Consider the following 23,171-nt stretch of genomic DNA (forward strand, 5'->3'; position numbering starts at 1 on the left):
GGCAAACGCAGTGCCGCCCGGCGTGAAGCATCAGCGAAAGTTAATATTCTTATCGCTGGTCATGTCGTACAGCTGGAACTTACGCCCAAGCTGCTGACCACCGTCACGCGTCAGCGGCGTCCAGCCCACTGCCGCACGGCTGCGGGTCGGACCGGATGAGAACAGATCCAGCGGAATCGACACGTAAACCCCTTTGGTGAAGTCCCCTTCCCCGTACTCGTCCGGCGAGACGTTGGTGATGGTGGCGTAGCCGCCCACCACGACGCCGCTGTCGAAGTGTTTGGAGATATCCAGCGTGCCGCCCTTGTCGCCCGCCAGATACTGGCCGACGCTGGCTTTCACCAGCACGTCCTGCGCGAACGAAGGCGTCCAGTAGGCGGTCAGGTGGCCGGTTTTGACGCTGTAGTCGGTGAACTTCATCATGTCCTGCGCGCTGCGCCAGTCACGCTGCTTAACGTAGTTGGCATCAATCCCGAACGCCCAGTTGCTGTCGACGGGACGATACAGCACTTCCGCCCCCGCGCCACCAAACATGGTTTCCAGATAGCCACCGTAAACCTGGCCGTAGAAACCGTTGCCGAAGTACTGGAAGTAGTTGGCCTGCAGGTTATTCACGTAGACATCGTTCTGCACGTATTCACGCACGCGGGTACGCACGCGCGGCAGCTTCGAGTCGTTCGGCGGGTTCGTGTAGTTAAACTTGTCGTAGTTGTTCGCAATGTTGCCGAACAGGCTGCCGGTGGTCAGCAGGTGGTCGGTGACCCACAGATCCGCCGTCGCCATCGCACCCAACTGATACATGTAGAAGTTTTCCGGCCCGCCGACGGACTGGTTCAGTACCGGATCGATATGGAAATCAAAGCGCGATTTATCGATATACCAGCCCTGCTCGGTGGTTTCCGGCACGATCGGCTCTACGCGTTTTTGCACCAGCTCAGTTTCATGCCCGAGCGGTTCGCCTTCAAGATGGCGCTTGAGGCTGGCGACATCGGTTTCGGTGGTGACCTGCGGCAAATTCAGGCGGTTCTCCGTCACGCGGATCGTGCGGATCCCGTCCGGGAGATCGTTCATCACGATCCGGTTGGCGCGTTCGATCCCTTCCCGCGAGTCGCGGTATTTCACCTGCTCGCCGGTGACGTACAGCGTATCGCCTTTCACCTGAATTTTCGGATCGGCCAGGCCGGCGTTGTATTTCAGCAGGGTCAGCTGGTTTGCCACCACGGAGTGCTGCAGAATCGCATCCTGCGGCTCCGGCCGGTAGGCAGGCCGCGCGTTATCGTTGTAGTGCGGCCGCATGTCGTTGAAGTTGGTGCGCAGCGTGAAGCCAAACATCACCGTGTTGCCACGCTCGTAGCTGAGGTTAACGTCGGCCCAGTCGGTGACGCGATAAATGGCGCCGATGTTAAACTTGCTCTTCTGCTCAATCTTCCCGGCGAAGTCCTGCGAGTAGTCGTTCCCTTCGTACTCCAGCTTCAGGCGCAGCGGCTGCCACGGCGTCTGGTATTCCACACCACCGAACAGCGAGGCCGGGCCGTGGAACATCTGGTCGCCGTTGATGGAACCGGCTTTCTTGTAGCTGTTATCGCGGTAGCAGTATTTATCGCTGTAGGTACAGAACGGGTTTTTAACGTTGCCGCTGGTGCCGAGATAGCCCCAGCCAAGACCGAGAGAAAAATCAAACGGTCCCCAGGCCTTGCTGGCCACGATGTATTCCGCGTCGAACAGGCCGGTACCGCCGATATCTTTTGCACCCACGGAGACCTGCGGCATCCAGTAGCTCTCTTCCCACAGGCGCAGCTTGACGTCGAAGGCTTTATCTTTGTAGGTCTGATCGCCGGAGAAGGCGTCGACGCTGCTGTACTGTTTCGTACGCACGTCGGTGTAGCGCAGCGTGGTTTCAAGCCACGGGAAAAGCTGTACGGAGGCAGAATAGTAGCGATACTGGTCGTTATCGCGGTAGTTAAGGCTAATTTCCCCTTCACGCGCCATGCGCGCGGTAGGCGTTTGCAGTAAACCGACGCCGCCGAAGTCTGACTGAGACGGGCCAATAGGTGCCGGATACGTTTCTGCATGGCAGGCGGCGCTTACGCAGAGCGCCAGCATGCTGTAGAGATAGGTTCTTTTCATTCTTCCGGTATCCGCTGTGTCAGGGAGTGAAGGATATCGGCGTTAAGCCCGTCATATGCCTTCGTCCAGAAATGGTCGGCAAAACCGACAAAAATGATGCTGCCCGGCATGGGTTCGATATGGCGTTTATTCCAGTACGCCACCGGCGCTTTTTGCGTATGCCCGTCTGGATAAATAATCCATGCGTAGCTGTTATCCGCGCCGCTCAGCAGGCTTTGTTCGTCGAGATAGCTCGCCACGTCGCGGCCGGGCGTAAAGGGCTTTTTACCGGGGCTGCTGATAAGCCCCATCACGGTCACCGTCGTCGGCTTCACCGGAAGCCAGAGGGTGTACTCCCCTTCAAGCGTGGGGTTGCCCTTTTCAGTGACGCGCACTTCATCTGGATCAAGATTGACTTTCTGGCGGCCTGTCACTTTCAGCGCCTGAAGCTGCTGGCGAACGCTGTTAATGGCCGCGGCATCGTCGCCGTCTTCCTGCTCCGCCAGGCTCGTCAGGCGGGTCAGCAGGGCACGGTGTTCCTGCTCCGCCTTAACCGTCGCCTGACGCTCGCCGATCACCGCTCCCGGCCACCAGCTGTTGGCAAGCTTTGGCTGCCCGACGAGATCGAGCAGATGCTCGGCGTTGGTTAAGGTTTTGGGTTTTTCACTGTCCGGCGTGTAGACCTTTACCGTTCCTGCGGACCATGCCAGCGGCGCGGCAAGGCTGGCGAGAAGCGCAGCGTGGATGAGCGTTTTCATGATTTCGCCGCCTTGATCAGGGTGGTTTTCACCGGGAAGAAACCGGCACCGAGATACTGCAAGGACTGACGGATCTGCCCATCCTCGTCGATCCAGAAGCGGTTATGCCAGGTGGCCTGGTCGGTTGTCACCTTCTCATCCAATACGCGCACCTGAGTTTCGTCGCTGCCGACTTTCACGTTGTCCGTACCGTCCCAGCGGAAGGTGGAGCGGGCCGTGGCGTAGCGCACCTGCTTATGCTCGGTCCAGCCCATCGTGCGCGTCCAGCTTGCGCCGTCGACGATCTGATTTGGCTTGATGAGCGGGTCTTCGGCGAGATTATTCACCTCGAGCAAGTTGTCGCCGCCGAGCAGCGTTTTCACGATTCGGGCATGCTGCGTGACGATGGTGGCCTGATCCTGCGTCACCCATTTCTGCTGCCCGTTTTCATCGAAAGCGAGCACCACAAACAGCTGCGGGCCATCGTTTAGCTGCATGTACTGGCTGGCGTACGGCATGTTCTGAAGTTCGTCATCGGTCAGATGAACGCCCGGCGTGCCGAACAGGCTTTCCCACAGTGAATGTCCCAGCCCTTTGGTGGTGGCTGAGCACGCCTGCAACAGCAGGCAAATCAGAATGATTGCAGGTCGCTTCACGACTCTTCTCCGAAGGGGCGAAATAACCACACCGAAGTGTGGTTATGATTAAAACACCCGGTATTACTGGGTGCTGGTTGTCGTAGTGGTCGTGGTTCCGGTATTGGAGCCATCACCGCCACCGGTTGCCGCCAGCGCGACACCCACGGCTGAACTTACGGTGCTGGTGCTGGCTGCGGTAGAACTTCCCGCAGACGCAGACGTCGCTGCCGACCCTGCTGCTTCCCCGACCTGGACCGGAGCTGCATAGACAGACGTCGCCGCAAGTGCAGATATGGCAAAAATGCCATACAGTACTTTCTTCATAACAATTTCCCTTCAATGAATGAATGGAGATTTGCCCGAAAAGAAATTCAGGCGGAATCGAGTATACACAACTACAGCAGAGGGTTTACCGTGGGGGGAAATAGGGGAATGGTTTTCGGACTAATGGATAAAACAGAAACGAAAAACAAATATTTGAAATAAATAATCGATAAAAATCAATAAATTATAATATATCCTTATTATCTTAGCTCTACGTATTTTCTTAAAATAAACCGCAGCAATTAGCAGGTTAACCGCCTTTTTCAGATTAAACTCAGAGTCAGAATTTGAGTTAACTAACAGACATCAGGAATTATCCGATAAAAAAATGCCGGCATATCGCCGGCATTTTTCATGACATATTAATTACGCACGCCATGCTTTATAACGGTTAATCAAACCATTGGTGGAGCTGTCGTGGCTGTCGATGGCTTTATCGTCACCCAGCTCTGGAAGAATGCGGTTTGCCAGCTGTTTGCCCAGCTCAACGCCCCACTGGTCAAAGGTGAAGATGTTCAGGATCGCGCCCTGGGTGAAGATCTTGTGCTCGTACAGCGCAATCAGCGCGCCCAGGCTGAACGGGGTGATTTCGCGCAGCAGGATGGAGTTGGTTGGGCGGTTGCCTTCGAACACTTTGAACGGCACAACGTGCTCCAGCGTGGCCGGATCTTTACCCTGGTCACGGTATTCCTGCTCAACCACTTCGCGGGATTTACCGAACGCCAGCGCTTCGGTCTGTGCGAAGAAGTTAGACAACAGCTTCGGATGGTGGTCGGACAGCGGGTTGTGCGTGATCGCCGGGGCGATGAAATCGCACGGTACCATTTTGGTACCCTGGTGAATCAGCTGGTAGAACGCATGCTGGCCGTTGGTGCCCGGCTCGCCCCAGATGATCGGGCCAGTCTGGTAATCCACCGCGTTGCCGTTACGGTCAACGTACTTACCGTTGGATTCCATGTTGCCCTGCTGGAAGTAGGCCGCAAAACGGTGCATGTACTGGTCGTATGGCAGGATCGCTTCGGTTTCAGCGCCGAAGAAGTTGTTGTACCAGATACCGATCAGCGCCAGCAGCACCGGCAGGTTTTTCTCAGGCGCGGTGGTGGAGAAGTGTTTGTCCATCGCATGCGCGCCGGAGAGCAGCTCAACGAAGTTGTCAAAGCCCACGGACAGGATGATGGACAGACCGATTGCAGACCACAGCGAGTAGCGGCCGCCAACCCAGTCCCAGAACTCGAACATGTTCGCCGTATCGATGCCAAACTCGCCTACCGCTTTACCGTTGGTGGAGAGCGCCGCAAAGTGTTTCGCCACGTGCTTTTCGTCGCCCGCGGTTTTCAGGAACCAGTCGCGCGCGCTGTGGGCGTTGGTCATGGTTTCCTGGGTGGTAAAGGTTTTAGACGCCACCAGGAACAGGGTAGTTTCCGGGTTTACGTTCTTCAGCACTTCGGCGATGTGGGTACCATCGACGTTAGAGACAAAGTGCATGTTGAGGTGGTTTTTGTAAGGACGCAGCGCTTCGGTCACCATGAACGGACCGAGGTCAGAGCCGCCGATACCGATGTTAACCACGTCGGTGATCGCTTTGCCAGTGTAGCCTTTCCAGCTGCCGGAGATGATCGCTTCGGAGAACGTTTTCATCTTTTCCAGCACCGCGTTCACTTCCGGCATCACATCTTTGCCGTCAACGATGATTGGCGTATTGCTACGGTTGCGCAGCGCCACGTGCAGCACTGCACGGTCTTCGGTGCGGTTGATCTTCTCGCCGGAGAACATGGATTTGATGGCGTCGGCCAGCTCGGTCTCTTTCGCCAGATCCTGCAGTTTTGCCAGCGTCTCTTCGGTAATGCGGTTTTTAGAGAAATCCACCAGCATCAGGTCATCGAAGGTCGCGGAGAATTTAGTGAAACGATCGGCATCTTTCGCGAACAGATCCGCGATGGTGACGTCTTTCATTTCATCAAAATGTTTCTGTAGTGCCTGCCAGGCAGCGGTCTGCGTTGGGTTGATGTTTTTCATTAGCAATACTCTTCTGATTTGAGAATTGTGACTGCGGTCGATTGTAGCGCCTGCAAATAAAAATTGTGATGGTTTTTATGCCATTGCCCTGGTCTGCATCAAACGCAGGTGAAAAGACCCGAAAAGTATAGCTGCTGTCGCGCCCTTCCGGCGTGGCGAAATGTCGGTCAAAAGGGGGTAAAAAGGAGCATAAAATATGGGCCTGTTATAAGTCCTGTTTCTCAGGGGTACCCCCCCATAAAAAATCCGCATAATCCCAGCATTGACAGGACCTCCCCCGCATTTTATTTATAGGGCCGTATTTTGCGCCTGCACCTGTTTTCGTTTCATTCTTGTGCCAAGGTCGCTTATTCATTCCCTGACACGAGGTTGTTATGACGAGTTTTGTGGTCGCCAAGTTTGGCGGCACCAGTGTGGCCGATTACGATGCCATGAACCGCAGCGCCGATGTGGTGCTGGCCGATCCGAATACCCGCCTGGTGGTGCTCTCTGCATCCGCCGGCGTGACGAACCTGCTGGTTTCTCTGTCTGAAGGACTGGAAGCGACAGAACGTTTCGTGAAGCTGGATGCACTGCGCAAAATTCAGTTCGACATTCTTGAACGTCTGCAAAACCCGAACGTGATCCGCGAAGAAGTGGAGCGCCTGCTGGAAAATATCACCACCCTGGCAGAAGCGGCGTCCCTGGCCACCTCTACCGCCCTGACCGATGAACTGGTCAGCCACGGTGAATTGATGTCTACCCTGCTGTTTGTGGAAATTATGCGCGAGCGTAACGTTCAGGCGCAGTGGTTTGACGTGCGTAAAGTGATGCGCACCAGCGATCGTTTTGGGCGCGCTGAACCGGACGTTGAGATGCTGGCCGAGCTCACCAACCAGCAGCTGGCGCCGCGCCTGGCAGAAGGCATGGTGATCACCCAGGGCTTTATCGGCAGCGAAGCGAAAGGACGCACGACCACGCTTGGCCGTGGCGGCAGCGATTACACCGCCGCGCTGCTGGGCGAAGCCCTGCACGCAACGCGCGTGGATATCTGGACTGACGTGCCGGGTATTTACACTACCGACCCGCGCGTGGTTTCCGCGGCAAAACGTATTGACGTGATCGCCTTTGAAGAAGCGGCGGAAATGGCCACCTTCGGCGCGAAAGTGCTGCACCCGGCAACGCTGCTGCCCGCCGTGCGCAGCGATATTCCGGTCTTCGTTGGCTCCAGTAAAGATCCAAAAGCGGGCGGGACGCTGGTCTGCAAGAAAACCGAGAACCCGCCACTGTTCCGCGCGCTGGCCCTGCGCCGCCGCCAGACGCTGGTCACGCTGCACAGCCACAATATGCTGCACTCCCGCGGCTTCCTGGCGGAAGTGTTTGGCATCCTCGCGCGCCATAACATCTCTGTAGATTTGATTACCACCTCTGAGGTGAGCATTGCGCTGACGCTGGACACCACCGGCTCCACCTCCACCGGCGACACCCTGCTGACGCAGTCGCTGCTGATTGAGCTGTCTGAGCTGTGCCGCGTGGAGGTCGAAGAAGACCTGGCGCTGGTGGCCATCATCGGTAACAAGCTGTCTCGCGCCTGCGGCGTGGGCAAAGAGGTGTTCGGCGTGCTTGACCCGTTCAACATCCGCATGATCTGCTACGGTGCCTCCAGCTATAACCTTTGCTTCCTGGTCCCTGCCGATCAGGCCGAGCAGGTGGTGCAGAAACTTCATCAGAATTTGTTTGAATAAAATTCGTTAGCACGATAAACAATACCTATAAGCCGGGCACAGACCCGGCTTTTTCATAACTAAACAACACGACAATACTGCAAGGAATTCACTATGTTATCCGCTATCACCCGGCTGTTCCCGCTATGGGCGCTGCTGCTCTCCGTACTCGCGTATTACACCCCTAACACGTTCACGGGCATTGGTCCGTGGGTCACCACGCTGCTGATGCTGATTATGTTCGGCATGGGCGTGCACCTGAAAATCGACGATTTTAAACGCGTGCTGTCGCGCCCGGCGCCGGTGGCTGCAGGGATCTTCCTGCACTACCTGGTGATGCCGCTCGCGGCCTGGCTGCTGGCGATGGCCTTTAAGATGCCGCCCGATCTCTCCGCCGGGATGGTGCTGGTGGGCAGCGTCGCCAGCGGTACGGCATCTAACGTGATGATCTATCTCGCGAAAGGTGACGTGGCGCTCTCCGTGACCATCTCTTCGGTATCCACGCTGGTTGGCGTGATTGCCACACCGCTGTTAACCCGCCTGTACGTGGACGCACATATTCAGGTGGATGTGATGGGCATGCTGCTCAGCATTCTGCAGATTGTGGTGATCCCGATTGCGCTGGGGCTGGTCATTCACCATCTGTTCCCGCGCGTGGTGAAAGCGGTTGAGCCATACCTGCCCGCGTTTTCGATGGTCTGCATTCTGGCGATCATCAGCGCCGTGGTGGCCGGTTCCGCGTCGCACATTGCCTCCGTAGGCTTTGTGGTGATCGTCGCGGTGGTGCTGCACAACACCATCGGCCTGCTGGGCGGATACTGGGGCGGGAAGCTGTTTGGCTTTGACGAGTCCACCTGCCGCACGCTGGCAATCGAGGTAGGCATGCAGAACTCCGGCCTGGCAGCGGCGCTGGGTAAAATTTACTTCTCACCGCTGGCGGCCCTCCCGGGCGCGCTGTTCTCCGTCTGGCACAACCTGTCCGGTTCGCTGCTGGCGGGCTACTGGTCCGGTAAACCGATTGATGAACAACCGAAAAAAGATGCGCTGAAGCAGGGTTAATTGACGCGGCTTGCTTTACACTGAAGCCTCCCCATCAGGAGGCTTCAGCAATGGCTACACCACGTTTGACCCAGAAAGACATGACGGAAGCCGAGCAGCGTGAACTTAAAACGCTTCTCGACCGCGCCCGCATCGCCCATGGCCGCACGCTGACGAACGCCGAAACCAATCAGGTTAAAAAAGAGTATATCGACAAGCTGATGGCGCAACGTGAGGCTGCGGCGAAAAAAGCCCGCAAGCTGAAAAAAGAGCAGGCTTATAAGCCGGATGCAGAGGCGACCTTTTCCTGGTCCGCCAATACATCAACCCGTGGAAGGCGCTAATCAGCGCCCTTTCTTTTTGCGCCCCGGCTGGGTAAAGCGTTTTCCGTTACCCGGCTTGCCCCGCCCTTTCTCTTCCGCCTGCGGTGCCTTCACCACCGGACGTTTAATCGCCTGCGTTTTCGGTTTGGCTTTGGCTTTCGGCTTCGCTTCGGACGAGGAGTTTTCGATAAGCTTGAACAGCTCGATCAGCTCGTCGTCCGTTAAGTCACGCCACTCGCCCAGCGGGATCCCGGACAGGCTGACGTTCATGATGCGCGTACGTTCCAGCTTCGTCACTTCATAACCAAAATACTCGCACATGCGACGGATCTGGCGGTTCAGGCCCTGCACCAGCGTGATACGGAACGCAAAGGGCGCTTCTTTTTTGACCTTGCACTTCTTCGTCACGGTGCCCAGAATCGGCACGCCTGCGCCCATGCCGCGGATAAATTCGTCCGTCACCGGCTTGTTCACCGTCACGATGTACTCTTTCTCGTGGTCGTTACCGGCACGCAGAATTTTGTTCACCAGGTCGCCGTGGTTGGTGAGGAAAATCAGCCCCTGAGAGTCTTTATCCAGACGGCCAATCGGGAAAATACGGCTACTGTGGTTCACGAAATCAACAATGTTGTCCCGCTCGCCGTCTTCCGTGGTGCTGACAATCCCAACCGGTTTGTTCAACGCGATAAACACCAGGTCTTCAGCATCACGCGGTTCAATGAGCTGACCATTCACTTTAACCACGTCGCCAGGGACCACCTGGTCACCGATAGTGGCGCGTTTGCCGTTGAGGAACACGTTACCTTGTTCAATGTAACGGTCCGCCTCGCGACGTGAGCAGATCCCGCTCTCGCTAATGTACTTGTTTAATCGGGTTGATTGAGTTGGCAGCATAGTTTCTCCTGTGAAGGGCGAAATATACCTTAGGTATGGACTGGAAAAAAAGATTAGCCGACGGTAACTGAGACGGGTTTTCCAAGTTTACATAACATCATGATCAGCGTATCAAGGGTGAACTTACTGGTTTTGAGGTTCACGACATCAGACACGCGGGGACGAGAGACGTTTAGCCTGACGGCAGCGTCAGTCTGACGCAGTTTATTCTCCGCAATCCACGAGGAAATTTCCTGCATCAGTTGCCGCTTGATGGCAAGCAACTGCTCAACCTCTTTTTCGGCACTTTCGTGCAACTGTTTAGCTTTACTTTCTTCAAAACCCAGCTCAGCAAAAATGTTCGTTTCTGAAGCTGTCACATGCCGAATTTTTGTATCAACGCGTCTTCCCATTTTCATCCTCTCCGAGCATCAAGCACCGCCTGAAAACGTGCCTTTGCTATGTATTTATCATGGCCTGATGTCCGCTGCGTTTTCTTCTTAAAGCAATGCAGTACGTAAACAGCATCCTCATAACGAGCCAAATAGATGATTCGGTATGCGCCCGTGTCACCGCGTAGCCGTATCTCTGCAACGCCTTTGCCAATCTCTGAGATCGGCTTCCAGTCTGCCGCCTCTAATCCAGCCTGTAATCGATGTAGCTGATACCCTGCATCCCGCCGGATTTCCTCCGGGAAGCCGAGCAAATCATCGAAGGCACTCCCCATCCATGCAATGGGTCTCATTGCTGGTTTTTCTGAAAGCATACCACATCCCTGTATAAAATTTTATACATAAAAGATTACATTGTCTCACTCCACAGGTCTGCTTATGACCTGAGGAGTGACGTTACGTTTTCAGTGGAGTTTGGTCACGCCTCATGGAGAGGATCTGCGAGGCGCTTTCAGAGATTAATACTCATCCCGCTCGTCATCTTCATCCGGCTGTTCCATCACGCTATACGCCACCGCGCAGAACAGCGAGTTAAGACGCTTCATATCCCCCAGCAGCCCCAGATGGAGTGAGCTGGTCTCGATACTCTGCACGTTCTGCTGATGCAGGCGCTCAACGTGGGCGTGCGAGTAGCGACGGTTGAGAATGCGGAAACGATGCTTGTTGCGGCGCAGGCGGCGCGCGCTCGGTACGTCGCTGGAGAAGAACACCGACATCGCCAGCTTCAGGTTGCTCACCAGCTTTTCGTGCAGCGCTTCGAGCTCCTTCAGCCCTTCCACGGAGAACGCCCGACGCGCGGCCAGGGATTTGTCCGCGATTTCGCTGCCCATACGCTCAACGATGTCCGAGGCCTGCTCCAGGTTAAGCGACATCTCAATGATTTCCGCCCAGCGGCGGGACTCCTCTTCCGCCAGCTCGTCCTGCGGGATACGCGCCAGATAGAGCTTGATGGCGGTATACAGCACGTTGATGTCGTCCGCCAGCCTGCGCAGCTCTTTTTCCTCGCGCGGCTCGCCGTGCATCACCTTTTTCAGCCCTTCGAGCATGGTTTCCATCGCGTCGCCCATGCGCAGCGTTTCGCGGGCGGCGTTGGCGATGGCCAGCGCGGGGGTGTCCAGCACGGAGGTATCCAGATGCTTCGGCTTAAGGCGCGCGTCCAGCTCCGGTTCATCACGGATAAGACGCTCGCAGAAGCGGGCCATCGGCGCGGCAAACGGCACCATCGCCAGGCAGCGCACCAGGTTATAGAAGACGTGGAAGTAGATCACCAGCTCCGCTTTCGGCAGCGGGAGGTTGTCCATCAGGTTTGCCAGCGGATGGACAAACGGCAGAATAATCAGGCTGCCCACCAGCTTAAACAGCAAACTCCCCAGCGCCACGCGGCGGGCGGCAGCATTGGCCGCGCTGTTGTTAAGCATCGCCAGCAGGCCAGAGCCGAGGTTAGCGCCGATCACCAGACACAGCGCCACCGGGAAGGAGATCGCGCCCGCGGCGGTGAGCGTGGCCGTCAGCAGCACGGCGGCCAGGCTGGAGTAGCTGATGATGGCAAACACTGCCCCGATCAGCGCATCCAGCATGATGTCACCGGTCAGCGAGGCGAAGATGACCTGCACGCCGTTCGCCTGGGTGATAGGCGTCACCGCCTGCACAATCAGTTCCAGCGCCAGCAGAATCAGCCCGAGGCCAATGCCCACGCGGCCAAGCTGCCCGGCACGCGTTTGTTTGCGGCCAAGGAAAAAGATCACACCGATGAAAATCAGCAGCGGCGACAGCCAGGAGAGATCGAACGTCAGGATACGCGCCATCAGCGCGGTACCGACGTCAGCACCCAGCACGATCACCAGCGCCGGGGCGAGCGCGACCAGATCCTGCGCCACGAACGAGGTGACGAGCATGGTGGTGGCATTGCTGCTTTGCACCAGCGCCGTGACGCCAATCCCCGCGCAGAAGGCGAGCGGCTTCTTCTCAACGCTGCCGCTGAGGACGGTACGTAAGCGCGCGCCGAACACGCGCATCACGCCGGTGCGGACAATATGGGTGCCCCATACGAGCAGTGCGACTGCCGAAAGCAGATGTAACAACGTCAGCACGGAAGTGGGTTCTCCTTATCGTTATAGATTTTATGATTAAGTATAAGGGTTTAAACGTAAGAAAGAGACAGGGCACCGTTGAGGTGCCCTGTTTGTTGTAAGGAAAAGTGACGTTAGTCCGCGTCGTAGCCTAAATTCGGCGCCAGCCAGCGCTCTACCTCTGACACGCTCATGCCTTTGCGCAGGGCGTAATCTTCGATCTGATCGCGCTGCAGCTGCGCCACGGCGAAGTACTTGCTGTCCGGATGACTGAAGTACCAGCCCGACACGGACGCGCCCGGCCACATGGCGAACGACTCGGTGAGCTTCATGCCGGTATGCGCTTCCACGTCCAGCAGTTTCCAGATAGTGCCTTTTTCGGTGTGTTCCGGACAGGCCGGATAGCCCGGCGCCGGACGAATCCCCTGGTAGTTTTCGCGGATCAGCTCCTCGTTGCTGAGGTTCTCATTCGCCGCGTAACCCCAGTACACCTTACGCACGCGTTCGTGCAGGTATTCAGCAAAGGCTTCCGCCAGGCGATCGGCAATCGCTTTCACCATGATCTTATTGTAATCATCGTGTTGCGCTTCAAACGCGTCCGCCAGGGCGTCTTCTTCCAGACCGCCGGTTACCGCAAAGGCGCCGATATAGTCAGCTTTCCCGCTCAGCTTCGGCGCAACGAAATCCGCCAGGCAGTAGTTGGCAAAGCCCACTTTTTCGGTTTGCTGCCGCAGGTGATGGCTCACGGCCAGCACGTGGGTGCGGGTTTCATCGCGGTAGATTTCCACATCGTCACCCACGCGGTTCGCCGGGAACAGCCCCACCACGCCGCGCGGGTTGAGGGTTTTCTCTGCGCTCAGCGTGTCCAGCATATCGTTGGCGTCTTTAAACAGACGCTTCGCCTCTTCGCCTACGACTTCATCTTCGAGGATGCGCGGATATTTGCCCGCCAGCGACCAGGTCATAAAGAACGGCGTCCAGTCAATGTAGTTGCGCAGTGTCTCGATGCTGGCCGTCACGTCCTGCACGCCCAGACGATGCGCGACCGGCGGCGTATAGCTTGCCCAGTCAAAGGCCAGGTCGTTATCGCGTGCGGCAGCGAGCGTCACCGGCGGCGTGCGCGGTTTTTTGCGCCCGTGCTGCACGCGAACGGTTTCGTACTCCTGGCGAGTGCGCGCCACAAACTCGTCGCGCTGAGTCTCGGAGAGCAGTGCGGAAACCACGCCCACCGTGCGCGAGGCGTTCTGCACGTAAACCGTCGGTCCGCTGTAGTTCTGCTCGATCTTCACTGCCGTGTGCGCTTTCGAGGTGGTTGCCCCGCCAATCAGCAGCGGGATGGTGAAGCCCTGACGCTCCATCTCTTTTGCCACGTTGACCATTTCGTCGAGCGACGGCGTAATCAGGCCGGAGAGGCCAATCAGATCGGCGTTCACTTCGCGCGCGGTCTTGAGGATTTTATCCGCCGGAACCATCACGCCAAGGTCGATAATTTCGTAGTTATTGCACTGCAGCACCACGCCAACAATGTTTTTGCCGATGTCGTGTACATCGCCCTTCACGGTGGCGATAACCATTTTACCGTTGCTGGAGCCCTTCTCTTTGCTGGCTTCGATGAAGGGTTCAAGATAAGCCACTGCCTGCTTCATGACGCGAGCGGATTTCACCACCTGCGGCAGGAACATCTTGCCCTCGCCGAACAGATCGCCAACCACGTTCATGCCGTCCATCAGCGGCCCTTCGATCACCTCAATCGGGCGGGCTGCCTGCTGACGCGCCTCCTCGGTGTCCTGCTCAATGAACTCGGTAATCCCTTTCACCAGCGAGTATTCCAGACGCTTTTTCACGTCCCAGGAACGCCACTCGGCCTGCTGAACATTGGCCGATTCATCCGATTTACTGCCGCGGTATTTTTCCGCCAGGTCGAGCATGCGCTCGGTGGCGTCGTCGCGACGGTTGAGGATCACGTCCTCTACGGCATCGCGCAGTTCGGCAGGCAGATCGTCGTAAATCGCCAGCTGTCCGGCGTTGACGATGCCCATGTCCATCCCATTGCGGATGGCGTAGTAGAGGAACACGGCGTGGATCGCTTCACGCACCGGGTCGTTGCCGCGGAACGAGAACGAGACGTTCGACACGCCGCCGGAGATCAGCGCATGCGGCAGCTCGCGCTTGATGTCTTCACACGCGCCGATAAAGTCCTGGGCGTAGTTGTTGTGCTCTTCGATGCCGGTCGCGACGGCAAAGATGTTCGGGTCGAAAATAATGTCTTCCGGCGGGAAGCCCACCTCTTCGGTCAGAATTTTGTACGCGCGGCGGCATATCTCAATTTTGCGCTCGCGGGTGTCGGCCTGGCCCACCTCATCGAAGGCCATCACCACCACGGCCGCACCGTAGCGGCGCACCATCTTCGCGTGGTGGATAAAGATATCCACGCCCTCTTTCATCGAGATGGAGTTAACGATGCCTTTGCCCTGAATGCACTTCAGCCCTTTTTCGATGACCTCCCACTTGGAGGAGTCAATCATGATCGGCACGCGGGCGATATCCGGCTCACCGGCAATCAGGTTGAGGAAACGCACCATCGCCGCTTCGGCGTCAAGCATCCCCTCGTCCATGTTGATATCGATAATCTGCGCCCCGCTTTCCACCTGCTGGCGGGCGACGTCCAGCGCTTCGCTGTATTTCTCTTCTTTGATCAGACGCTTGAATTTAGCGGAACCGGTGACGTTGGTACGTTCACCCACGTTCACAAACAGGCTGTCGTCGCCGATGGTCAACGGCTCCAGACCGGAAAGGCGACAGGCAACCGGCAGCTCTGGCAGCTTGCGCGGCGGCAGCCCGTCCACGGCGCGGCTCATGGCGGCGATGTGCTCCGGCGTGGTGCCGCAGCAGCCGCCGACGATGTTCAGGAAGCCTGACTCGGCCCACTCGCGGATTTGCGCCGCCATGGTGTCAGCATCCAGATCGTACTCGCCAAACGCGTTCGGCAGACCGGCGTTCGGATGCGCGGTAACGTAGCATTCGGCAATGCGCGAAAGCTCCTGCACATACTGGCGCAGTTCGTCTGGTCCCAGCGCGCAGTTCAGACCGAAGGAGAGCGCGTCGGCGTGGCGCAGGGAGTTATAAAACGCTTCGGTTGTCTGGCCGGACAGGGTGCGGCCGGAGGCGTCGGTGATGGTGCCGGAGATCATGATCGGCAGGTCAACGCCCAGCGCCTCAAACTCCTCTTTCACCGCGTATATCGCGGCTTTGGCGTTGAGGGTATCGAACACCGTTTCAATCAGGATCAGGTCGGAGCCACCTTCCACCAGCGCTTTGGTCGATTCACGATACGCCGTAACCAGCTGGTCAAAGGTGATATTACGAAACGCCGGATCGTTGACGTCCGGTGAAATCGACGCGGTGCGGTTGGTCGGGCCAAGCACCCCGGCAACGTAGCGCGGCTTGTCCGGCGTGCGGGCCGTCCACTCGTCGGCACAGGCGCGGGCGAGCCTGGCCGCCTCATAGTTGATCTCCGCCGACAGGGATTCCATCTGGTAATCCGCCATGGCGATGGTTGTCGAGTTGAAGGTGTTAGTTTCAACGATATCCGCACCCGCTTCAAAGTAGGCGTTGTGGATATCCTTAATCACGGACGGTTTGCTCAACACCAGCAGGTCGTTGTTTCCTTTCAGGTCGCAGGGCCAGTCGGCGAAGCGCTCGCCGCGGAAATCGTCTTCGCTCAGACGATAGCTCTGGATCATGGTGCCCATGCCGCCGTCCAGCACCAGAATTCGTTCATTTAACTGCGCACGCAGTTGCTCTACTTTGCTGCTCACACTTGCTCCCGACAACGCTCAACAAGGCCAAAAGGCTGCGTTCCATACTGGCACAATCTCGCAGGGTGGAAAAGTCACGCCGCGGTAACATGAGACATGTTCACCATCACTCCTCCGATCAGTCAGGAAAGCGGTTGCAAATTCACCAAATAAAACGAAAATGATTTCCACGATACAGAAAAAGGAGATCGTCATGGTCGCGACCGTTCCCGCCAAACGCGGCAGAAAACCTGCCGCCACCGCCGCTGCACAACCCGGCGGACAGGTTCAATCCCTGACGCGCGGTCTGAAGCTGCTGGAGTGGATAGCCGAGTCGCACGGCAGCGTGGCCCTGACGGAGCTGGCCCAGCAGGCTGGCCTGCCGAACTCCACCACGCACCGCCTGCTGACCACCATGCAGCAGCTGGGCTTTGTCCGCCAGGTCGGCGAGCTGGGGCACTGGGCGGTGGGCGCGCATGCGTTTATCGTGGGCAGCAGCTTCCTTCAGAGCCGTAACCTGCTGGCGATTGTTCACCCGATCCTGCGCAAGCTGATGGAGGAGTCCGGCGAGACGGTGAACCTTGCGGTGCTCGACCAGAGCGACCACCAGGCGATTATCATCGACCAGGTGCAGTGCACGCAGCTGATGCGCATGTCCGCGCCGATTGGCGGCAAGCTGCCGATGCACGCCTCCGGGGCGGGGAAAGCGTTTCTCTCGCAGCTGAGCGAAGAGCAGGTGACCGGGCTGCTGCACCGAAAAGGGCTGCACGCCTATACCCACGCCACGCTGGTGTCGCCGGTGCATCTGAAAGAAGATCTGGCGTTGACCCGCAAGCGCGGCTATTCGTTTGATGACGAGGAACATGCGCTGGGGCTGCGCTGCCTCGCGTCCTGTATTTTCGACGAACATCGCGAGCCGTTTGCTGCGATCTCCATCTCTGGCCCCATCTCACGTATGACCGACGACCGGGTGACCGAGCTGGGCGCGCTGGTGATTAAGGCCGCGAAAGAGGTGACGCTGGCGTACGGTGGGATTCGTTAAACCGCACACAAAACCGCTGCTTGCGGCGGTAAGCGTACACATCCTCCACGTGCCCATTTTTGATCCGCGTTTGTAGCCCGCGCCAGTAGCTGGCGTGGAACAGATCTTCATGCATTTCTTCAAATAACGGCCCGATGCGTGGGTCCGCACACAGCCAGTGGCGAAACTCCTCGGGAAACACATCGCCCGGCGAAACGCTGTACCACGGCTCGCTGGAGAGCTCATCCTCCGGGTAACGGGGCGGCGGGATATCGCGAAAGTTCACCTCGGTCATGTAGCAAATTTCATCGTAATCGTAGAACACCACCCGCCCGTGCCGGGTGACGCCGAAGTTTTTAAACAGCATATCGCCAGGGAAGATATTGGCGGCGGCGAGCTGGCGGATAGCGTTGCCGTACTCTTCGATGGCATCACGTAATGCCTGGCCCTCTGACTGTTCCAGCCAGATATTGAGCGGCACCATACGGCGCTCAATGTAGAGATGGCTAATCGCTATTTTATCGCCCAGATCGGTGATTTTCGTCGGCGCTTCCTGCATTAACAGCGACATGAGCGCCGGATCGATCTGCTGCTTATCCAGCACAAAGTTTTCAAACTCCTGGGTATCGGCCATTCGCCCGACGCGATCGTGCTCTTTTACCAGCTGATAGCAGGCGCGGACGTGCGCGGCGGTCATCTCTTTCTGCGGGGCGAATTTGTCTTTTATCACCTTAAAGACCCGGTCGAAGCCCGGCAGCGTGAAAACCAGCATCACCATGCCGCGGATACCTGGCGCTTCGATAAACTGCTCATCCGCCGCGGTGACATAGCGCAGGTATTCCCGGTAACTTTCCGTTTTGGCATGCTTCTGACAGCCAATCGCCATATACAGCTCGGCGGTAGTTTTGCCCGGCAGGATCTCGCGCAGCCACTCCACCAGGGCGGCAGGCAGCGGGGCGTACACCATGAAATAGGAGCGGGCGAAGCCAAACACGATGCTGGCCTCGGCGCTGGTGGTCAGGCAGGTATCGACAAACAGTTCGCCGTCGTCGGTACGGTGAATGGGCAACAGAAACGGCACAATGGCCGTCGGCGTAACCAGTTTGCCCACCAGCCAGGCGGCCTTATTCCGGTAGAACAGCTCGTTGGCCACCTGCACATGGCTGCGGCTGAGCACCTCCTCGCCGTAGGTTTCACGAAGATGCGCATGGATATAGCCGATATCCCGGAGCTTGTTCTCCCACGGCAGGCGCAGCGGCAAATCCGTTAAGATGCGATGCAGGAGCTTTTCCCACCCGCGATCGGGAAAGAAATCTTTCGCCAGCGGACGCGGAATGGTACGGAAGCGGCGCTCAGGCTGGGAGCTGAAGATAAATAACCGCTCAGGAGATAATGAGCGGTGGTCAAATAACCGGCAATAGACGGAGTTGAAAAAGCTCTCCGCAATCTCGAAGCGAGGGTAGTCGGGTAACAGATGGGTGTAATGCTCTTTCACACGCAGTAAAAATGCCGCGTCCGGGCTTTTACCGTCGGTAATACAGCGCAGCTGCTCCACCACCAGACCCACATGGTGGTCATAGAGATGAATACGCTGCTTCATGGCCTGCTGAACCGCATGCCAGTCTGCATGTTCGAAGCGCTGCTGCGCGCCGGAGGTCACTTCCAGAAAACGACCATACTGGGCATCAAAGCCCTGCAGAATGGTTTGGGCAATCAGCAATTCCAGGCCACGCGACATATATTCCCCCTCACCCCGTCCCTCTCCCCGGAGGGGAGAGGGGGAAAAGTTTAGAACTGTGCTTCTTCGGTTGACCCCGTTAAGGCGGTAACGGATGAGGCGCCTCCCTGGATGATGGTCGTCACGTTATCAAAGTAGCCCGTTCCCACTTCCTGCTGGTGAGAAACAAAGGTATAGCCGTCTTTACCAGCGGCAAACTCCGGCTGCTGCACCTTCTCAACGTAATGCTTCATGCCCTCCCCCTGCGCGTAAGCGTGCGCCAGGTCGAACATGTTGAACCACATGCTGTGGATGCCTGCCAGGGTGATGAACTGGTACTTGTAGCCCATATCCGACAGCTGCTGCTGGAAGCTGGCGATGGTTTTGTCATCCAGCTTTTTCTGCCAGTTGAAGGACGGCGAACAGTTGTAGGCCAGCAGTTTGCCCGGGTATTTCGCATGAATCGCATCGGCAAAGCGCTTCGCCAGCGCCAGATCCGGCGTGGACGTTTCACACCAGACCAGGTCGGCGTAAGGGGCATAGGCCAGGCCGCGGCTGATGGCCTGTTCGATACCGGCATGCGTGCGATAGAATCCCTCGCTGGTGCGCTCGCCGGTAATAAATTCGCTATCGTACGGATCGCAGTCAGAGGTGATCAGGTCTGCCGCATCCGCATCGGTACGGGCAATCACCAGCGTCGGCACGCCGAGCACGTCAGCAGCCAGACGCGCGGCTACCAGCTTCTGAATCGCTTCCTGGGTCGGGACGAGAACTTTTCCGCCCATATGCCCGCACTTCTTCACCGACGCCAGCTGGTCTTCGAAGTGAACGGCCGCTGCACCGGCCTCAATCATCGATTTCATCAGTTCGAAGGCGTTCAGCACGCCGCCGAAGCCCGCTTCCGCATCCGCGACGATCGGCAGGAAGTAATCAATAAAACGCGGATCGTTGGGCTCAATGCCTGCGGCCCACTGGATCTGATCCGCGCGGCGGAAGGTATTGTTGATCCGATCCACCATCGACGGTACCGAGTTGGCCGGATAAAGAGATTGATCCGGATACATGCTGGAGGCCAGGTTGGCGTCCGCCGCGACCTGCCAGCCGGAAAGGTAAATGGCTTCTATGCCGGCCTTCGCCTGCTGCAATGCCTGGCCGCCGGTCAGCGCACCGAGGCTGTTGATATAACCCTTTTTGGAGCCACCGTGCAGCAGCTTCCACATTTTCGCCGCACCGTTCTGTGCCAGCGTGCATTCCGGGTTGACCGAGCCGCGTAATTTCACCACGTCCTCCGCGCTGTAAGGACGGCGGATGCCTTCCCAGCGCGGTTGAGTCCACTCTTTCTTTAATTCTTCGATTTGTTGGGTACGGGTTTTCATGTGCAGATGCTCCATATTGTTATGTGGTGAGTTACGCCAGGAAGCGGTAGCCCGGCAGAGTCAGGAAGTCGATTAAGTCATCTGATGTGGTGATTTGCTCCATCAGGCGCGCTGCGTCGTCAAAGCGTCCGCTGCTGAAGCGGTGTTCGCCCAGCTCGTCCTGGATGACCCGCATCTCTTCGGCAAGCATCTGACGGAACAGGGCTTTGGTGACCGGCTTGCCGTTGCTGAGCGTTTTTTGATGGTGGATCCACTGCCAGATAGAGGTGCGCGAAATTTCCGCCGTGGCAGCATCTTCCATCAGGCCGTAGATAGGCACGCAGCCGTTGCCGGAGATCCACGCTTCGATGTACTGGACCGCGACGCGAATATTGGCACGCATCCCCTCTTCCGTTCGCTCGCCCGCACACGGTGCCAGCAGCTGTTCTTCAGCCGTTGGGGCATCTTCTTCGCGCGTGACAAACAGCTGATTTTTGTTATCGCCGAGTACGCGATTGAAGACCTCCATCGCCGTATCGGCCAGGCCCGGATGGGCAATCCACGTGCCGTCGTGACCGTTACGGGCTTCCAGCTCTTTATCGGCTTTCACCTTGTTGAGCACCTGATTATTGCGCTCCGCGTCTTTGCTCGGAATAAAGGCCGCCATGCCGCCCATCGCAAAGGCACCGCGCTTGTGGCAGGTTTTAATCAGCAGACGCGAATAGGCGCTCAGGAAGGGTTTATCCATGGTCACGACCTGGCGGTCCGGCAGTACGCGATCGGGATAGTTTTTCAGCGTCTTGATGTAGCTGAAAATATAGTCCCAGCGTCCGCAGTTCAGGCCGACAATGTGGTCGCGCAGGGCATGCAGAATTTCATTCATCTGGAACACGGCGGGCAGCGTTTCAATCAGCAGCGTGGCCTTGATCGTGCCGCGCGGCAGGTTGAAGCGATCTTCCGCGTAGCTAAATACTTCGCTCCACCAGGCGGCTTCCTGCCAGGCCTGCGTTTTTGGCAGATAGAAATAGGGACCGCTACCTTTTGCCAGCAGGTTTTTGTAGTTATGGAAGAAATAAAGTGCGAAATCAAACAGGCTGCCCGGAATGGCTTCTCCACGCCATGTGACATGTTTTTCAGGGAGGTGCAGACCTCGTACGCGACAGATCAGCACCGCCGGATTCGGTTTGAGCTGGTAGATTTTCCCGGCTTCGTTGGTGTAGCTGATGGTGCCGTTGACGGCATCGCGCAGGTTGATCTGCCCGTCGATAACTTTGTTCCAGTCAGGGGCCAGCGAATCTTCAAAATCGGCCATAAAGACTTTAACGTTGGCGTTCATGGCGTTGATCACCATTTTGCGCTCTACCGGACCAGTGATCTCAACGCGACGATCCTGTAAATCTTCAGGAATGCCGCGGATTTTCCACTCACCACGACGAATGGAAGCTGTTTCCGAAATAAATCCTGGCAACTTGCCGTTATCGATTTCCTGCTGTTGGTGAATGCGTGCCGCCAGCAGCTTATTGCGCTGCGGCGTAAAGCGGGTCACCAGCTCAGTCAGAAACTCTACCGCTTCGGCCGTCAAAACCTGCTGTTCTTGCTCACCATTCGGCTGGGTAAAGGTCAATTCATCGACCGTGGTTGCCTGTTGAGTCATCGTTCTGCTCCTCATCAAAGATCCAAAATCACGCCCCCAATGCGAACGAAAGATCGTTGTGTAGTTTTCGCTCAGCAGAATTAAGACTATCTATAATCTTTCCAAAATCAAAAACAATTTCCATTTTAATTTTAATTACAACGCAACATGATGATTAATATAGAGTTAAAGTTTCCTGGTATGTTGAACGGGATTTCGGAAATAAAAAAGGCACCCGAAGGTGCCTGATCTGAATAGCTGAAACGCTTTAGGATCGTTTAATGCAGACGATTACTCCAGCGTCGGATTCATGTGGCGAAGATCGTACGGCGTAATCTGGTAGACGTAATAGTTGAGCCAGTTAGTGAACAGCAGATTTCCGTGGCTGCGCCAGGTGGCTCCTGGTTTGTTTTGCGGATCGTTTTTCGGGAAATAGTTGTACGGGATATCCGGATTAAGACCCGCTTCGACATCACGGAAATACTCTGATGCGAGAGTATCGGGATCATACTCAGGATGGCCGGTAACGAACGCGATACGTTTGTCTTTACTGGCAAACAGGTAGGCATCCCCGTCTTCCGTTTCGGCCAGGATCTCCAGATCGGTGTAATCACGAATCAGCTGGGCCGGAAAATCGGCGTAGCGGGAATGCGGGGCCAGGAAGGTGTCATCAAAACCACGCGTCAGCAGCGCGTGTGGATGAAGAATGTGGTGTTCGTATACGCCGGAGAGCTTTTGAGTGCGGGTTTGCTTGGGAATACCGTAGAGAATGTTGAGTGCGGCCTGTACCGCCCAGCAGACAAACAGCGTTGACGTGACGTGATCTTTTGCCCACTCCAGCACCTGTTTGATCTGCGGCCAGTAAGCAACATCGTTAAATTCAACCAGACCGAGCGGCGCGCCTGTCACAATCAGTCCGTCGAAGTTTTCCCCCCGAATATCTTCGAAGTTACAGTAGAAGTTATTCAGATGCTCAGAGGGCGTGTTACGTGACTCGCGGGCATCAATACGCAGCAGTTGAATATCGACCTGCAGCGGGGAGTTCGACAGCAGACGCAGAAACTGATTCTCCGTCTCAATCTTTTTCGGCATCAGGTTGAGGATGAGAACCTTCAGCGGGCGAATTTCCTGACCTGTCGCGCGTGAAGCCGTCATCACGAAGACGTTCTCTTCACGTAAGAAATTGACGGCTGGTAGCTCGTCCTGCACCCGAATCGGCATAACCTTACTTCCTCACAATATACGTATAAACGTTTAGACATCCAGACAGCTAACGATACCCAGAAATGGTATGAATGTCGAGCCTGCAAGTCGAAGGTGAGAAAGTTTCAGGGAGAGGGAGAAAAACAAAAGCAAAAAACCCCGCACC

The 23,171-nt window shown here is 56.8% G+C and carries 18 protein-coding genes; 4 read left to right on the forward strand and 14 right to left on the reverse strand.

The genetic code is table 11. From position 1 onward, the window contains the following. Nucleotides 1–30: 30 nt before the first annotated feature. The 5 genes from IM313_RS00560 to pgi form a co-directional block, all read right to left on the reverse strand. The gene (locus IM313_RS00560) at nt 31–2,127 is read right to left on the reverse strand and encodes a YjbH domain-containing protein (RefSeq protein WP_192972049.1); all 2,097 of its coding nucleotides are present in this window, start codon (nt 2,125–2,127) and stop codon (nt 31–33) included. Then, a complete protein-coding gene (locus tag IM313_RS00565; RefSeq protein WP_048998331.1) occupies nt 2,124–2,864 on the reverse strand; it encodes a capsule biosynthesis GfcC D2 domain-containing protein in 741 nt (246 codons plus the stop codon). The genes IM313_RS00560 and IM313_RS00565 overlap by 4 nt, the downstream gene beginning before the upstream one ends. Next, nucleotides 2,861–3,499 (reverse strand): YjbF family lipoprotein, encoded by a 639-nt coding sequence (locus tag IM313_RS00570; RefSeq protein ID WP_028015124.1) that lies wholly within the window; start codon nt 3,497–3,499, stop codon nt 2,861–2,863. The genes IM313_RS00565 and IM313_RS00570 overlap by 4 nt, the downstream gene beginning before the upstream one ends. 63 nt (nt 3,500–3,562) lie before the next feature. Next, the gene (yjbE, locus tag IM313_RS00575; RefSeq protein WP_013095034.1) at nt 3,563–3,805 is read right to left on the reverse strand and encodes an exopolysaccharide production protein YjbE; all 243 of its coding nucleotides are present in this window, start codon (nt 3,803–3,805) and stop codon (nt 3,563–3,565) included. 366 nt (nt 3,806–4,171) lie between these two features. Next, complete coding sequence (gene pgi, locus IM313_RS00580) at nt 4,172–5,821, reverse strand: glucose-6-phosphate isomerase (RefSeq protein ID WP_048998333.1); 1,650 nt, start codon at nt 5,819–5,821, stop codon at nt 4,172–4,174. A gap of 374 nt (nt 5,822–6,195) precedes the next feature. On the opposite strand from pgi, the gene lysC reads away from it, so the two are divergent. The 3 genes from lysC to IM313_RS00595 all read left to right on the forward strand — a co-directional run bounded on the left by lysC (nt 6,196) and on the right by IM313_RS00595 (nt 8,906). After that, complete coding sequence (gene lysC / locus IM313_RS00585) at nt 6,196–7,545, forward strand: lysine-sensitive aspartokinase 3 (protein WP_041911575.1); 1,350 nt, start codon at nt 6,196–6,198, stop codon at nt 7,543–7,545. Nucleotides 7,546–7,638: 93 nt separating this feature from the next. Beyond that, nucleotides 7,639–8,583 carry a ketopantoate/pantoate/pantothenate transporter PanS gene (panS, locus tag IM313_RS00590; RefSeq protein ID WP_028015121.1) on the forward strand — a complete coding sequence of 315 codons (945 nt, stop codon included), beginning with the start codon at nt 7,639–7,641 and terminating at the stop codon, nt 8,581–8,583. Nucleotides 8,584–8,633: 50 nt separating this feature from the next. Further along, nucleotides 8,634–8,906, forward strand: coding sequence for a DUF3811 domain-containing protein (locus IM313_RS00595; RefSeq protein ID WP_003860346.1), 273 nt, complete (start codon nt 8,634–8,636; stop codon nt 8,904–8,906). Here IM313_RS00595 and rluF read toward each other — a convergent pair whose 3' ends face one another. From rluF to metH, 5 genes are all read right to left on the reverse strand, one after another. After that, nucleotides 8,907–9,779 (reverse strand): 23S rRNA pseudouridine(2604) synthase RluF, encoded by an 873-nt coding sequence (rluF, locus tag IM313_RS00600; protein WP_047366837.1) that lies wholly within the window; start codon nt 9,777–9,779, stop codon nt 8,907–8,909. 53 nt (nt 9,780–9,832) lie between these two features. Beyond that, on the reverse strand, nt 9,833–10,171 hold the full coding sequence (locus IM313_RS00605; protein WP_192972050.1) for a helix-turn-helix domain-containing protein: 339 nt from the start codon (nt 10,169–10,171) through the stop codon (nt 9,833–9,835). A gap of 2 nt (nt 10,172–10,173) precedes the next feature. Then, entirely contained in the window at nt 10,174–10,524 is a 351-nt protein-coding gene (locus IM313_RS00610; RefSeq protein WP_032654612.1) for a type II toxin-antitoxin system RelE/ParE family toxin, read from the reverse strand. Between the two features lie 144 nt (nt 10,525–10,668). Continuing rightward, nucleotides 10,669–12,300 (reverse strand): Na/Pi cotransporter family protein, encoded by a 1,632-nt coding sequence (locus IM313_RS00615; protein WP_041911578.1) that lies wholly within the window; start codon nt 12,298–12,300, stop codon nt 10,669–10,671. Nucleotides 12,301–12,413: 113 nt separating this feature from the next. Further along, complete coding sequence (gene metH / locus IM313_RS00620) at nt 12,414–16,097, reverse strand: methionine synthase (RefSeq protein ID WP_049137682.1); 3,684 nt, start codon at nt 16,095–16,097, stop codon at nt 12,414–12,416. Nucleotides 16,098–16,290: 193 nt separating this feature from the next. On the opposite strand from metH, the gene iclR reads away from it, so the two are divergent. Next, complete coding sequence (iclR, locus tag IM313_RS00625; protein WP_072201792.1) at nt 16,291–17,118, forward strand: glyoxylate bypass operon transcriptional repressor IclR; 828 nt, start codon at nt 16,291–16,293, stop codon at nt 17,116–17,118. On the opposite strand, the gene aceK is transcribed toward iclR, so the two are convergent. From aceK to metA, 4 genes are all read right to left on the reverse strand, one after another. Continuing rightward, nucleotides 17,072–18,835, reverse strand: a complete 1,764-nt coding sequence (gene aceK, locus IM313_RS00630; protein ID WP_028015115.1) for a bifunctional isocitrate dehydrogenase kinase/phosphatase — start codon at nt 18,833–18,835, stop codon at nt 17,072–17,074. The genes iclR and aceK overlap by 47 nt on opposite strands. A 50-nt stretch (nt 18,836–18,885) precedes the next feature. Then, on the reverse strand, nt 18,886–20,190 hold the full coding sequence (gene aceA, locus IM313_RS00635; protein ID WP_192972051.1) for an isocitrate lyase: 1,305 nt from the start codon (nt 20,188–20,190) through the stop codon (nt 18,886–18,888). 31 nt (nt 20,191–20,221) lie between these two features. Then, nucleotides 20,222–21,823 carry a malate synthase A gene (gene aceB, locus IM313_RS00640; protein WP_047362605.1) on the reverse strand — a complete coding sequence of 534 codons (1,602 nt, stop codon included), beginning with the start codon at nt 21,821–21,823 and terminating at the stop codon, nt 20,222–20,224. A 270-nt stretch (nt 21,824–22,093) separates the two neighbouring features. Then, entirely contained in the window at nt 22,094–23,023 is a 930-nt protein-coding gene (gene metA, locus IM313_RS00645) for a homoserine O-succinyltransferase (RefSeq protein WP_048957448.1), read from the reverse strand. Nucleotides 23,024–23,171: the final 148 nt, after the last annotated feature.

It is taken from the genome of Enterobacter cloacae complex sp. P2B (genome assembly GCF_014895985.1).
Taxonomy (GTDB): Bacteria; Pseudomonadota; Gammaproteobacteria; order Enterobacterales; family Enterobacteriaceae; genus Enterobacter; species Enterobacter bugandensis.

Coding starts and splice junctions, on each gene's coding strand:
- IM313_RS00560 (WP_192972049.1), bottom strand. CDS start 2,127: ATGAAAAGAACCTATCTCTACAGCATGCTGGCGCTCTGCGTAAGCGCC.
- IM313_RS00565 (WP_048998331.1), bottom strand. CDS start 2,864: ATGAAAACGCTCATCCACGCTGCGCTTCTCGCCAGCCTTGCCGCGCCG.
- yjbE (WP_013095034.1), bottom strand. CDS start 3,805: ATGAAGAAAGTACTGTATGGCATTTTTGCCATATCTGCACTTGCGGCG.
- pgi (WP_048998333.1), bottom strand. CDS start 5,821: ATGAAAAACATCAACCCAACGCAGACCGCTGCCTGGCAGGCACTACAG.
- lysC (WP_041911575.1), top strand. CDS start 6,196: ATGACGAGTTTTGTGGTCGCCAAGTTTGGCGGCACCAGTGTGGCCGAT.
- panS (WP_028015121.1), top strand. CDS start 7,639: ATGTTATCCGCTATCACCCGGCTGTTCCCGCTATGGGCGCTGCTGCTC.
- IM313_RS00595 (WP_003860346.1), top strand. CDS start 8,634: ATGGCTACACCACGTTTGACCCAGAAAGACATGACGGAAGCCGAGCAG.
- rluF (WP_047366837.1), bottom strand. CDS start 9,779: ATGCTGCCAACTCAATCAACCCGATTAAACAAGTACATTAGCGAGAGC.
- IM313_RS00605 (WP_192972050.1), bottom strand. CDS start 10,171: ATGGGAAGACGCGTTGATACAAAAATTCGGCATGTGACAGCTTCAGAA.
- IM313_RS00610 (WP_032654612.1), bottom strand. CDS start 10,524: ATGCTTTCAGAAAAACCAGCAATGAGACCCATTGCATGGATGGGGAGT.
- iclR (WP_072201792.1), top strand. CDS start 16,291: ATGGTCGCGACCGTTCCCGCCAAACGCGGCAGAAAACCTGCCGCCACC.
- aceK (WP_028015115.1), bottom strand. CDS start 18,835: ATGTCGCGTGGCCTGGAATTGCTGATTGCCCAAACCATTCTGCAGGGC.
- aceA (WP_192972051.1), bottom strand. CDS start 20,190: ATGAAAACCCGTACCCAACAAATCGAAGAATTAAAGAAAGAGTGGACT.
- aceB (WP_047362605.1), bottom strand. CDS start 21,823: ATGACTCAACAGGCAACCACGGTCGATGAATTGACCTTTACCCAGCCG.
- metA (WP_048957448.1), bottom strand. CDS start 23,023: ATGCCGATTCGGGTGCAGGACGAGCTACCAGCCGTCAATTTCTTACGT.